12 protein-coding genes are annotated in these 12697 nt (G+C 57.7%); 2 read left to right on the forward strand and 10 right to left on the reverse strand.

The window, feature by feature from the left end:
- Positions 1-99: 99 nt before the first annotated feature.
- The 10 genes from MMG91_RS26790 to MMG91_RS26835 all read right to left on the reverse strand — a co-directional run bounded on the left by MMG91_RS26790 (position 100) and on the right by MMG91_RS26835 (position 9989).
- The gene (locus tag MMG91_RS26790; protein WP_310661222.1) at positions 100-2061 is read right to left on the reverse strand and encodes a DUF4105 domain-containing protein; all 1962 of its coding nucleotides are present in this window, start codon (positions 2059-2061) and stop codon (positions 100-102) included.
- Positions 2058-2378 carry a DUF2388 domain-containing protein gene (locus MMG91_RS26795; protein ID WP_305447679.1) on the reverse strand — a complete coding sequence of 107 codons (321 nt, stop codon included), beginning with the start codon at positions 2376-2378 and terminating at the stop codon, positions 2058-2060. The genes MMG91_RS26790 and MMG91_RS26795 overlap by 4 nt, the downstream gene beginning before the upstream one ends.
- A 28-nt stretch (positions 2379-2406) precedes the next feature.
- Positions 2407-2724, reverse strand: coding sequence for a DUF2388 domain-containing protein (locus MMG91_RS26800; protein ID WP_305447680.1), 318 nt, complete (start codon positions 2722-2724; stop codon positions 2407-2409).
- 107 nt (positions 2725-2831) lie between these two features.
- Positions 2832-3149 (reverse strand): DUF2388 domain-containing protein, encoded by a 318-nt coding sequence (locus MMG91_RS26805; protein ID WP_305504038.1) that lies wholly within the window; start codon positions 3147-3149, stop codon positions 2832-2834.
- Between the two features lie 391 nt (positions 3150-3540).
- A complete protein-coding gene (locus tag MMG91_RS26810; RefSeq protein WP_253554367.1) occupies positions 3541-3756 on the reverse strand; it encodes a DUF1127 domain-containing protein in 216 nt (71 codons plus the stop codon).
- A 319-nt stretch (positions 3757-4075) separates the two neighbouring features.
- Positions 4076-5569: an acetyl-CoA hydrolase/transferase family protein gene (locus MMG91_RS26815; RefSeq protein WP_310661223.1), complete on the reverse strand. Its 1494-nt coding sequence runs from the start codon at positions 5567-5569 to the stop codon at positions 4076-4078.
- Between the two features lie 189 nt (positions 5570-5758).
- Positions 5759-7195 (reverse strand): NAD(P)(+) transhydrogenase (Re/Si-specific) subunit beta, encoded by a 1437-nt coding sequence (locus MMG91_RS26820; protein WP_310661224.1) that lies wholly within the window; start codon positions 7193-7195, stop codon positions 5759-5761.
- Positions 7195-7518: an NAD(P) transhydrogenase subunit alpha gene (locus MMG91_RS26825; RefSeq protein ID WP_003187010.1), complete on the reverse strand. Its 324-nt coding sequence runs from the start codon at positions 7516-7518 to the stop codon at positions 7195-7197. Before MMG91_RS26825 ends, MMG91_RS26820 begins: the two co-directional genes overlap by 1 nt.
- 15 nt (positions 7519-7533) lie before the next feature.
- Positions 7534-8655, reverse strand: coding sequence for a Re/Si-specific NAD(P)(+) transhydrogenase subunit alpha (locus MMG91_RS26830; RefSeq protein ID WP_007902742.1), 1122 nt, complete (start codon positions 8653-8655; stop codon positions 7534-7536).
- Positions 8656-9089: 434 nt separating this feature from the next.
- Positions 9090-9989: a LysR family transcriptional regulator gene (locus MMG91_RS26835; RefSeq protein ID WP_310661225.1), complete on the reverse strand. Its 900-nt coding sequence runs from the start codon at positions 9987-9989 to the stop codon at positions 9090-9092.
- Between the two features lie 160 nt (positions 9990-10149).
- Between MMG91_RS26835 and MMG91_RS26840 the strand changes: the two genes are divergently transcribed.
- The gene (locus tag MMG91_RS26840) at positions 10150-11331 is read left to right on the forward strand and encodes an acyl-CoA dehydrogenase (protein WP_030129615.1); all 1182 of its coding nucleotides are present in this window, start codon (positions 10150-10152) and stop codon (positions 11329-11331) included.
- Positions 11332-11344: 13 nt separating this feature from the next.
- Positions 11345-12565 (forward strand): CaiB/BaiF CoA-transferase family protein, encoded by a 1221-nt coding sequence (locus tag MMG91_RS26845; RefSeq protein WP_310661226.1) that lies wholly within the window; start codon positions 11345-11347, stop codon positions 12563-12565.
- Positions 12566-12697: the final 132 nt, after the last annotated feature.

The raw sequence follows: 12697 nt of genomic DNA on the forward strand, positions 1-12697 counted from the left end.
AGCTCGCGTCACAGACTGAACAGCAAGACCGAGGGCTTCAGGACTACGTTCTGAAGCCCTTTTTGTTGTCGGGGGCTGAATACAAAAAGATCTCAGCCTTCAGGGCAATTCCAACCCACCTGCAGCCTTGTGCAGCTTACGCAAATGTTCGCCAACCTGCTTCAGATTGGCTTCGTTGGCGGCCATCTCAGCGGCACGACTCGGTTCGAGCAGTGCTCTGACTTCTTTGTCGAGATCCCCGGTCAGTGCTTGCAACTGCTTCTGGCGCAGGCTGCTTTCCGACTCCAGGCGCGTCCACTCGTTCGGCTGCGGCAGACCATAACCACCGGTGCCGAGCAGTTCGGCCGGACGGCTGAGGAAGCCGCTGTTGGCGAGAATCTCCTGCAAGGTCGCATTGGCTTTATCCATGCCGCCATTCTTCAATTCCCGAGCGCCCAGATAACGTTGCTTCACTTCGTCCTGGGCCAGCACCATCTGCTGACGGAAACTGGCCTGCTCCAGCAGCAGCAACGCCGCGCTGGTGCGCAAATCAGCCTGGTCAATCCATTTGCGGCGCTCATCAGCTTTCAAGGACAGCCAGTCCTCGACCTTGTCCTGCTTGATCGGCAAATGCTTTTTCAGCACTTCGAACATCGCTTGATAACGCTCGCGGAAGGAGTCGAAGCGATAGCCCAGACGCAGTGCTTCGCGGGGATCATCCAATACGCTGGTATCTGCCAGCCCGCGGCCCTTGAGCACTTCCAGCAAACCGTTGGGCATGATGCTGTCGAGGCCCACCAGTTGCGCATGGTTGGTGCTGCTGCGCAGTAATTTCAGGCCTTCTACTGCGCAGTTATTGGACAGGAAAAAATAGTTGCCGTCGTAACTCCAGTGCATCTCCGCGGCGTGTTCCACCACGTCTTCGACCTCGCTCCGCGACAGGTTCAGCGGCACCGAGGCCAGACTGCGCAGTTCGGTCTTGGTGTACTCGTCGATCACTTGGGCCAGCGGCAAGACAAACAGGCGTGACGGGTATTTACCCACCAGCCCATCCCAGCTCGACAGCTGTAGGTCACCGACGAAGGCGCGGTAGGACAACACCAGATGTTGATCCAGATCCAGTCGGCAATCCGGCCCGCGCGGCCGACCCGGTGCACAGATCACCAGTCGCAGCATGCTGTGGCCCCAGCGGCTGACCCAGTTCTGGTTGGCTTCTGCCAGTAGGTAGTCAACAGCGTAAACCCGCTCCGGATCGACCTGGCCCAGGGGCTGCTTGGCGAAGTCGTTACCCGCATTGAGGAAGGCGAATGATTGGGCGCATGTGTCTTTGGCGGCGGGCGCCCAGCCGAAATGTTCTTTGTAGTAGCGATACAGCGCAGGACGACGGCAGGCATAGCTTGGGTCGAGGAGGAAGTACTCCATGTTGACCGCGACGAACTCCTTCGGGCTGCTCGTCTCGTAGATGTCCGGGCTGCGGGCAATCTGCCGGTTGTGTTGTTCACGCACGCCGCGTCGACCGACGTATTGCGGCCAGCCGGCCAAATCCAGTAGACGAGGGTCATCGCTGAGGGTCCAGCGTCGTTCCGTCTGCCCGCGGCATTGATCGGGGATGCCGATCAGGCCGGAGCTGCTGTTGCGTTGCTTGCAGCGCTGGATCAGCGTGCGCTCGGCGTCTGGCCACAGACGCGCACGGTCATAAATATGGGTGAGTTCGTGCAACACCGTGGCGAGCATTTCCCGGCGCACGGTGCCGTGGGGGCGATAGGTTTTTTGGGTCGCGGCGCTGCCGTTGGTGAGGCTGGCGAGCAAATTGCGATTCAGGTCGAGTTCGGACACCAGCGACGCCTGGCCGTAAGCATCGCTCGGCATGTCGTCGGTCCAGCCGACGTCAATGCGCCGGTCCAGTTGCTCGATGAAGCGCGGCGGTAACGTCTGCATGGCTTCATCGAGCAGCGCCTGACTGGCCTGTTGTTGCGCGGGGCTCAGACCGTCGGTTTTGAGCCGTAATTGCAGGCCGGCCTGAGCCGTATTGCCGAGCAGCAACACAACCCCGGCCAGCAGCCAGGCGCCTAATGACTTCACAGTGCGAGGATGGCTTCGGCGAGAACCTGATCACTGGCGTCCCGGGCTTCCGGTATGCGGGTGCGCAAGGTGTCGAAGGCCGCCTCCAGGTGTGCGCCACGGATTTCACCGTCGCTGGCGACGAAACTGGCCGCATCGTCGTGGGCTTCACGGACAATCTTCGAGTCACGGATGGACGTGGTGGTATCGGATGTGAAATCAAGCGAGCGCTGGGAGGCACGAATGATGATGTTACTGGTGGCTACCAGGGTTTGCGCCTGGGCCACGTCGGCCAACAACAGCAGGCCAAGGGTGGCAGCAATCAGCGGGCTACGCATGGAACGACTCCGGAGGAACAAGGGATATCTATTGGACGAGAATTGCCTGTGCCAGTTCAAGGTCGCTGGCATGAAGTTTTGGCTGGGTCCGGCGCAGGTAAATCAAGGCGGCCTCCAGTTGTGATCCTCGCAGTTGACCGTCACTGGCAATGAACGCGGCAGCGTCATCCCGGGCGGCGATCAGCAGTTTATGGTCGAAGGGGGCGGAGGTCACCATGCTGCTGGCATAACCACTGGCCACGGTGCCTTGCGTTGACAGGTTGAAAGCATCGAAGGCATGGGCCGGGCCCGACCAGAAAGCCGCAAAAAAAACCGCAGTGATCGAAAGACTTGAAAGAAAACGCATGAGACTCGATAGCTGAAAGCGAGTCCCAAGGCTAGCGCAATGCCCGGGCTAGGGCCAGCGCCGAAACATTGGGACACGACGCGCGTGTCCCACTTCAGAGCCGTCGCTTAGATCGTCAGGATGGCTTGGGCCAGCTGTGCGTCGGTCGCATTCAGTTGTGGCGTCTGTTGGCGGATATGGTCGAGAGCGCTTTCCAGTTTCACACCACGAATGGCGCCTTCACTGGCGACGAAGCTGGCGGCATCGTCACGAGCAGCACGGACGATTTTGTCGTCACGAAAGGACGACGAGACATCCGACGTTGCGTCGGAAGACGCCTTCAGGCCACCAACGATGGAATCGGTGGTCACGATAAAGCTGGTGGCGTGGGAATTGGCAGCCATGGCAAGCAGGGCGGCAGCGCTGAGCAGACGAAGACGAGACATGGTGTAGCTCCTTTGAATAGACCGATTGAGAGGTGGCGCAGATCAGACGCCTGTCGTAAAGCGTTCGCCACGTTCTATCTGGATATTAGGCCTGTGCATATCGGTTAGAACAGCCCCAGTCCGGAAAGGGGGAAATTATCGCCAGAACGGTTTGCCATTTCGTTGTCAATGTTGACCCTGTTACACCCGCGGGCACAGGGACACTACGATAAAATTGTACTGGTTGAATTTACATAAATTGTAAACTGTACCTGTCAGTGGCTATCTCTTCTGTACACTGGATATGAAGCTCCAAAACGACAAAACCCGTCGTGGTTTCCCACGACGGGTTTTGTTTGTTCAATTCGGGTTGCTGGCGGTGGATCCGGAGGATCAGAGCCAGCGAGCTAACTTAGCGCCAGAACGGCTTGCTCAGCTCTTCGTAGCGTTGTGCTTCGCTAATCCCTGCGTCAGCCAGCAGACGCGAATCCAGACGAGCCAGTTGATGGCGGCTGGAGATGCGGCGCTGCCACAGCATCAGGTTGGCGAGAACGCGCAGAGGCATGGAGGCCTGGGTGTTTACAGCTTTGTCTTCGAAGAACAGTTCGGAACTGAGTGTACGTTCCATGGTTGACATCCTTCCGCTTATGGCGGGATTAGGTAGTGGTTTAACTGATGCCAATGATCCTCTCGTTTGGCTACTCTCTGTAGATACAGTTCCCCTGTATTGTGAGAGACCAGTTAACTGTTAAAAGGCAGTGTACTGGTCTAAATTGAGGCAACTGTACTTGTGCGCACTAATTAGGTGCGTTTTTGCTCATTTCAACGCAAAAGGTAGGCAGATGCCGTAGGAAAAGACCGGTACAGCAGTACAGTTTTTTACGGATCGGAGTGTGATCTCTGTGAGCTGACGAAACTGTGTTTGCGTCAGCTGCAATCTGTATCAATTACACCGCCAGCATGCGCCCGGTTTCTTCCAGGTTTATGTGCCAACTCAGGGCATCACGTAGGATGTGCGGAGTATGCCCGCCGACTGCGCAAGCGGCAGTGAAGTAGTCATTCAAGGCCGGGCGATAGTCCGGGTGAACGCAGTTGTCGATGATGACCCGGGCGCGCTCACGCGGTGCCAAGCCACGCAGGTCGGCCAAACCTATCTCGGTCACAAGAATGTCGACGTCATGTTCTGTGTGGTCGACGTGGCTGACCATGGGGACCACGCTGGAAATCGCGCCACCCTTGGCAATCGACTTGGTGACAAAGATCGCCAGGTGCGCATTGCGCGCGAAATCGCCGGAGCCGCCTATACCGTTCATCATCCGCGTGCCACAGACGTGGGTGGAATTGACGTTGCCGTACAGGTCGAACTCCAGCGCAGTGTTGACGCCAATAATGCCCAGGCGCCGCACCACCTCAGGATGATTGGAGATTTCCTGGGGGCGCAGCACCAGCTTGTCCTTATAGCGCTCCAGATTCCCGAATACATCGGCATTGCGCCGGCTCGACAGAGTGATCGAACTGCCCGAAGCAAAGCTCAGCTTGCCAGCGTCGATCAGATCGAAAGTCGAATCCTGCAGCACTTCGGAGTACATGGTCAGGTCTTCGAACGGCGAGTCGATCAAGCCGCACATCACCGAATTGGCGATAGTGCCGATACCGGCTTGCAGCGGGCCGAGCTTGTTGGTCATGCGCCCGGCAGCCACTTCTTGTTTGAAGAAATCGATCAGGTGGTCGGCGATGGCCTGGGTGTCGCTGTCTGGCGGCAAGACAGTGGACGGGGAGTCGGACTGGTTGGTGATCACGATCGCCACGATTTTTTCTGGCGGTATCGGAATGGCGGTGCTGCCGATGCGGTCGTTGACCTTCACCAGCGGAATAGGCGTGCGGGTTGGCCGGTAGGTCGGGATATAGATGTCGTGCAGGCCTTCGAGATTCGGGTTGTGAGCCAGGTTGATCTCGACGATCACGTGTTTGGCGAAAATCGCGAAGCTGGCCGAGTTGCCTACCGAGGTGGTCGGTACGATATGGCCGTGCTCGGTGATTGCCACGGCTTCGATCACCGCGATGTCCGGTAGCTTGAGTTGTTGGTTACGCAGTAGTTCCACGGTTTCCGACAGGTGCTGGTCGATGAACATGACTTCGCCGGCATTGATCGCCTTGCGCAGGGTGCTGTCCACCTGGAACGGCATGCGTCGCGACAGTACGCCGGCTTCAGTCAGTTGCTTGTCGAGATCGTTGCCCAGGCTGGCACCGGTCATCAGGGTGATTTTCAGCGGCGTGACCTTGGCGCGTTCGGCGAGTGCATGAGGCACAGCCTTGGCTTCGCCGGCTCGGGTAAAGCCGCTCATACCGACGGTCATCCCGTCTTGAATCAGAGCGGCAGCGTCGGCGGCGCTCATCACCTTGTCCAACAACGAAGGCAAGCGAATACGGTCACGGTACATAATTATTTTCTCGGGGCAACGGAAGCAAGGTGCGCAGTCTAGTGAATTTGATGAGCCTGCGTCCCGCTACCAAGGTCGCATTCGAGGTGTCTATTCTGGGTATTTCAGACAAAACACCGTTACAGGATCGGTAACAGACACAAACAAAAACGCCCCGACGAGTCGGGGCGTTCAAATTGCCGAAGGTTTTTACTCGACGGCTTTAACCATGTCTTCAATGACTTTCTTGGCGTCGCCGAAAACCATCATGGTCTTGTCCAGGTAGAACAGCTCGTTGTCCAGACCGGCATAGCCGCTGGCCATCGAGCGCTTGTTGACGATGATGGTCTTGGCTTTGAACGCCTCGAGAATCGGCATGCCGGCAATCGGCGATTTCGGGTCGTTCTTGGCGGCCGGGTTCACCACGTCGTTGGCGCCGAGCACCAGCACCACGTCGGCCTGACCGAACTCGGAGTTGATGTCTTCCATCTCGAACACCTGGTCGTAAGGCACTTCGGCCTCGGCCAGCAATACGTTCATGTGGCCAGGCATCCGACCCGCAACCGGGTGGATCGCATACTTCACGGTCACACCGCGGTGGGTCAGCTTCTCGGTCAGCTCTTTCAATGCGTGCTGCGCGCGAGCCACTGCCAGGCCATAGCCCGGAACGATGATCACCGTGTCGGCGTTGGTCAGCAGGAAGGTGGCATCGTCAGCCGAACCGGATTTCACCGGGCGGGCTTCTTTCGAGCCTGCCGGGCCAGCGGCATCTGCTGTGTTGCCGAAACCGCCGAGCAACACGTTGAAGAACGAACGGTTCATCGCCTTGCACATAATGTACGAGAGGATCGCACCGCTTGAGCCCACCAGGGAGCCTGCAATGATCAGCATCGAGTTGTTCAGCGAGAAGCCGATACCCGCTGCTGCCCAACCGGAGTAACTGTTGAGCATCGACACCACGACAGGCATGTCGGCGCCGCCGATCGGGATAATGATCAGCACGCCCATCACGAAGGCCAGGGCCAGCATCAGAGCAAACGCGCTGAGATTGCCGGTCAACATGAAGGTGACACCCAGCGCCAGCGTCGCCAGACCCAGCAGCAGGTTCAGTTTGTGCTGCCCGCTGAACTGTACTGGTGCGCCCTGGAACAGGCGGAACTTGTACTTGCCCGAGAGCTTGCCAAACGCGATCACCGAACCGGAGAAGGTGATTGCACCGATGGCCGCGCCGAGGAACAGCTCCAGACGGTTGCCCGCCGGAATCGAATCACCCAGGTGTTTAACGATGCCCAGGGATTGCGGCTCGACCACCGCCGCGATAGCGATGAACACTGCGGCCATACCGATCATGCTGTGCATGAAGGCGACCAGTTCCGGCATTTTGGTCATTTCAACGCGCTTGGCCATGATCGAACCGGCGGTGCCGCCGACCAGCAGACCGACGATGACGTAACCGATGCCCGCAGTGGCAAGCTCTGCGCCCAGCTTATAAATGAGGCCGACCGTGGTGAGGATCGCCAGGGCCATGCCGAGCATGCCGTAGACATTGCCACGCCGCGACGTGGTTGGGTGCGACAGGCCTTTGAGGGCCTGGATGAAGCAGATCGACGCGATCAGGTAGAGCGTCGTTACCAGATTCATGCTCATTACTTGGGCGCCTCTTCTTTTACGGCTTTCGGGGCTTTTTTCTTGAACATCTCAAGCATGCGACGGGTGACCAGGAAACCACCAAACACGTTCACTGCCGCCAGAGCCACCGCCAGGGTGCCCATGGTCTTGCCCAGTGGGGTCACGGTCAAAGCTGCCGCCAGCATGGCGCCGACGATCACAATCGCCGAAATGGCGTTGGTCACGGCCATCAACGGCGTGTGCAGTGCAGGTGTAACGTTCCACACCACGTGATAACCGACATAAATCGCCAGCACGAAGATGATCAGGTTGTAGATACCGGGGGAGATAAGCTCTTCCATCGTCTGAATCCCTGCTTAGGCGTTTTTGCGGATGACTTGGCCGTCGCGGCACATCAGGCACGCGGCGACGATGTCGTCTTCGAGGTTCACTTCAAACTGGCCTTCTTTATTGAAGACCAGCTTCAGGAAGTCCAGCAGGTTGCGCGCGTACAGCGCCGAAGCATCGGCCGCAACGGCGCCGGCCAGGTTAGTCGGGCCGCAAATGGTCACGCCATTTTCGACGACCACCTGATCGGCCACGGTCAGCGGGCAGTTGCCGCCCTGGGCTGCCGCGAGATCGATGACCACCGAGCCTGGCTTCATCTGCGCCACGGTTTCGGCGCTCAACAGTGTCGGCGCCTTGCGGCCCGGGATCAGTGCGGTGGTGATGACAATGTCAGCCTGCTTGGCGCGTTCGTGCACGGCCAAGGCTTGGCGCTGCATCCAGCTGGCCGGCATAGGACGTGCGTAACCACCGACACCGACGGCGCATTCGCGCTCTTCATCGGTTTCGTACGGCACATCGACGAATTTCGCACCCAGGGATTCGATCTGTTCCTTCACGGCAGGACGCACGTCGGACGCTTCGATGACTGCACCCAGACGTTTCGCCGTGGCAATCGCCTGCAAACCGGCTACGCCAGCGCCAAGAATCAGCACACGCGCCGCTTTCACGGTGCCCGCAGCGGTCATCAGCATCGGCATGAAGCGTGGGTAGTAGTGAGCAGCCAGCAACACGGCTTTATAGCCGGCGATGTTCGCCTGGGAGGACAACACATCCAGGCTCTGAGCGCGGGAGGTGCGCGGCGCGGCCTCCAGTGCAAACGCGGTAATGCCGCACTCTGCCATCTTGGCAATGGTTTCATTGCTGAACGGATTGAGCATGCCCACCACAACGGTGCCGCTTTTTATCAGCGTCAGTTCACTGTCGCTGGGGGCGACCACCTTGAGAATCAGCTCTGCGCCAAATGCATCATTGGCACTGCCAATGGTCGCGCCTGCCGCTTCATAAGCACTGTCGACGACGCTGGCGTTAATACCGGCGCCGCTTTGCACAGTGACTTTATGACCCTGGCCGATCAGCTTCTTGATGGTTTCCGGGGTTGCAGCAACCCGTGTTTCACCCGTCTGGGTTTCGAGAGGAACACCAATGTGCACGTCAAATCTCCTGCGTGATCTTATTGAGTAAACCCAGGCACTTCGGATGGTGCGGCTGGGGCGGCCGATCAGCACGATCCCGCCAAATCAGGGCGGGGCGCGGCATTTTGCAGGCGAACTTTGTGCCCTTCAAGGGATTATGACGGGTGACGGAAAATTAACTACAAGTCACCCCGTGACCGAATGTCGCACTTGTCGGAGCAATCCCTTGCAGGCCGTGGCTTGTGAGGATTCTGTCCAAAATTCAAGAATTTATACATCGGCACGGTGAATGAGGCGTCATTGCCTGCCAATAGAGGCTCAAGGCCACGTATTCAGGCCTTTGTAGGACGTTTGTGCTACTCCTCAGTACAGTCTTCCAATATGCGACAAATACTTATATCTGTAGTGCTTTTGTCTTCCTGACTACGTGGTCAGCTATTAAGTTCGAGCCTTTATCCTTCTAGGCTGTAGCTTTGTGCCTGATTCACCAGCCAATCGCGAAATGCCCTTAAAGAGGCTGATTCGACCTTTCGCTCGGGAATCATCAGGTAGTAGGCCTTAATGCTCGATAGTGCCTGGGCGTTGGCAATCACCAGGCGCTTCTCTGCCAATTCGCGCTGAATCAGGAACGGTGGAATCAGCGCGATCCCCATATCGTGCATCGCAGCCTGAGCAAGCATGGAGAATAGCTCGTAACGCGGCCCTGTCATGTCTCGCGGGATATTCATGTTTTGAGAGTTGAACCACTGGCGCCAGGCATAAGGGCGTGTGGTCTGTTGCAGCAGGGGCAGTTCGGCGATTTCACCGGGGGTCAGATTGGTTTTTTTTCCCAGTAACGTGGGGCTGCACACCGGCATCGGATTTTCGCCCATTAGCCTGTGGGATTCAGTACCCGGCCAGTCGGCGTCGCCGAAATAGATCGCGGCATCGAAGTCGGTGTCGGCAAACAGGAAGGGGCGCGTGCGATTGGTGAGGTTGACCGTCACTTCCGGGTGTTTGTGCTGAAAATCCTTGAGTCGAGGCAGCAGCCATTGAGTGCCGAAGGTTGGCACCACCGCCAGCTCGATCATGTTGGCGCCTTGCTGGCCCATCACTGACAAAGTGTCGCGTTCAACCGCGTCGAGTTGGGTGGCTACTCGGCGGCTGTAGGAAAGCCCGGCCTCCGTCAGCTTCACTCCGCGCCGAGAACGTCGGAATAGTTCGACGCCGAGGAACTCCTCTAGGCTGGCGATTTGTCGGCAAATCGCTCCCTGTGTGAGGGAAAGTTCCTGGGCGGCCTTGGTAAAGCTCTCGTGGCGCGCTGCAGCTTCAAAACTGATCAGGGCGGTTGTACTGGGGATTTTCCGGCGCATGTACATCAACCTCACTAATACATCGCATATAAGCTATTTCGCGACGTTACGAAGTGAGAAATTAGCACAACAGTATGCAAAATCCTCGTTTGTCGTGAAGCCAAACCCGGCCTAGGATCACTCCACGTTATTTTTTGACCCGATTCGAGAGGACTCACTCATGGGTGGTAAAGCTAGCTTCAACTGGATCGATCCCCTGCTGCTGGATCAACAGCTCACTGAAGAAGAACGCATGATTCGCGACACCGCTCAGCAATTCGCTCAGCAAAAGCTCGCGCCGCGCGTTCTCGAAGCTTTCCGTCATGAGAAGACCGATCCGGCGATCTTCCGCGAGATGGGTGAAGTGGGTCTGTTGGGTGCGACCATTCCTGAGCAATACGGTGGCAGCGGCCTGAACTACGTCAGCTACGGTCTGATTGCCCGTGAGGTCGAGCGTGTCGACTCCGGCTATCGCTCGATGATGAGCGTGCAGTCCTCGCTGGTCATGGTGCCGATCAACGAATTCGGTACCGAGGCACAGAAGCAGAAGTACTTGCCGAAGCTGGCTTCGGGTGAGTGGATCGGTTGCTTTGGCCTGACGGAGCCTGACCACGGTTCCGACCCGGGCGCGATGATTACTCGTGCACGCAAAGTGGAAGGTGGCTACAGCCTCACGGGCAGCAAAATGTGGATTACCAATAGCCCGATCGCCGATGTGTTCGTGGTTTGGGGCAAGGACGACGCGGGCGACATCCGTGGTTTTGTTCTGGAAAAGGGCTGGAAAGGCCTTAGTGCTCCGGCGATTCACGGCAAGGTTGGCCTGCGTGCATCCATCACTGGCGAGATCGTCATGGACAACGTGTTTGTCCCTGAAGAGAACATCTTCCCGGATGTCCGTGGTTTGAAAGGTCCTTTTACCTGCCTTAACTCTGCGCGTTACGGCATTTCCTGGGGGGCACTGGGCGCTGCCGAGTTCTGCTGGCACACCGCTCGCCAGTACACCCTGGATCGTAAGCAGTTTGGTCGTCCATTGGCGGCCACACAGTTGATCCAGAAGAAGCTGGCTGACATGCAGACCGAAATCACTCTGGCGCTGCAAGGCTGCCTGCGTCTGGGGCGTATGAAGGATGAGGGCACTGCAGCCGTCGAGATTACTTCGATGATGAAGCGCAACTCCTGCGGCAAATCCCTCGACATCGCCCGCATGGCACGCGACATGTTGGGTGGCAATGGTATTTCCGATGAGTTCGGTGTCGCTCGGCACCTGGTCAATCTGGAAGTGGTGAATACCTATGAAGGTACGCATGACGTCCACGCTCTGATCCTCGGTCGCGCGCAGACTGGCATCCAGGCGTTCTATTAATAGGAGAACGGTCATGGGCGCGCTTTCGCATCTACGGGTATTGGATTTATCGCGGGTGCTTGCCGGGCCTTGGGCCGGGCAGATCCTGGCGGACCTTGGCGCCGAAGTTATCAAGGTCGAGCGCCCGGGCAATGGCGATGACACGCGCGCCTGGGGGCCTCCGTTCCTTAAAGATGCCTATGGCGAGAACACCAGCGAGGCGGCCTATTACTTGTCCGCTAATCGCAACAAGCAATCAGTGACCATCGACTTCACGCGGCCAGAGGGGCAGCAGTTGGTGCGTGAGTTGGCGGCGAAGTCGGACATCCTCATTGAAAATTTCAAGGTCGGTGGTCTGGCGGCTTATGGGCTGGACTATGAGTCGCTCAAGGCGATTAATCCGAAGCTGATCTATTGCTCTATCACCGGATTCGGCCAGACCGGTCCGTATGCCAAGCGTGCGGGCTATGACTTCATGATCCAGGGCTTGGGCGGTCTGATGAGTTTGACTGGCCGTCCCGAAGGAGATGAGGGGGCGGGGCCGGTGAAAGTCGGTGTAGCGCTGACAGATATTTTGACCGGTCTCTATTCAACGGTAGCGATCCTGGCGGCCTTGGCTCATCGGGATCAGGGCGGTGGCGGTCAGCATATAGACATGGCATTGCTGGATGTTCAGGTGGCTTGTCTGGCCAATCAGGCGATGAACTACCTGACTACAGGCGTTTCGCCTAAACGCCTGGGCAATGCTCACCCGAATATCGTGCCTTATCAGGACTTTCCTACGGCCGATGGCGATTTCATCCTCACCGTGGGTAACGATGGGCAGTTCCGCAAGTTTGCGCAGGTGGCTGGTCAGCCGCAGTGGGCGGATGATCCGCGTTTTGCGACCAACAAATTGCGGGTGGCTAACCGGGCAGTACTGATTCCGCTGATCCGCCAGGCGACCGTGTTCAAGACTACTGCCGAATGGGTGGCGCAGCTGGAGCAGGCAGGCGTGCCATGTGGACCGATCAATGATCTGGCTCAGATGTTTGCCGATCCTCAGGTTCAGGCGCGGGGGTTGGCCATTGAGTTGCCTCATGCTTTGGCCGGGATGGTGCCGCAGGTTGCGAGCCCGATACGTCTGTCCGAGACTCCGGTGGAGTACCGTAGTGCGCCTCCTTTGTTAGGTGAGCACACGTTGGAGGTTCTGCAGCGGGTGTTGGGTCTGGATGCCGGCGTCGTTGCCGGGTTCAAGGCGTCTGGAGTGCTCTGAGGATTCCTTCTATATAGCAGGGCTGGTTTTGCTCTCCTATATAGAAAGAAATGTGCAGTTATCAGGCTTTCGGCAAGTTATTGATAGAAAGGCGTAATTAGAGGTTGACGGCAGATTCTGGAAGTCTATAAT

Origin of the sequence: Pseudomonas sp. JL3 (assembly GCF_031570575.1) — a bacterium.
Classification (GTDB): domain Bacteria; phylum Pseudomonadota; class Gammaproteobacteria; order Pseudomonadales; family Pseudomonadaceae; genus Aquipseudomonas; species Aquipseudomonas cucumis.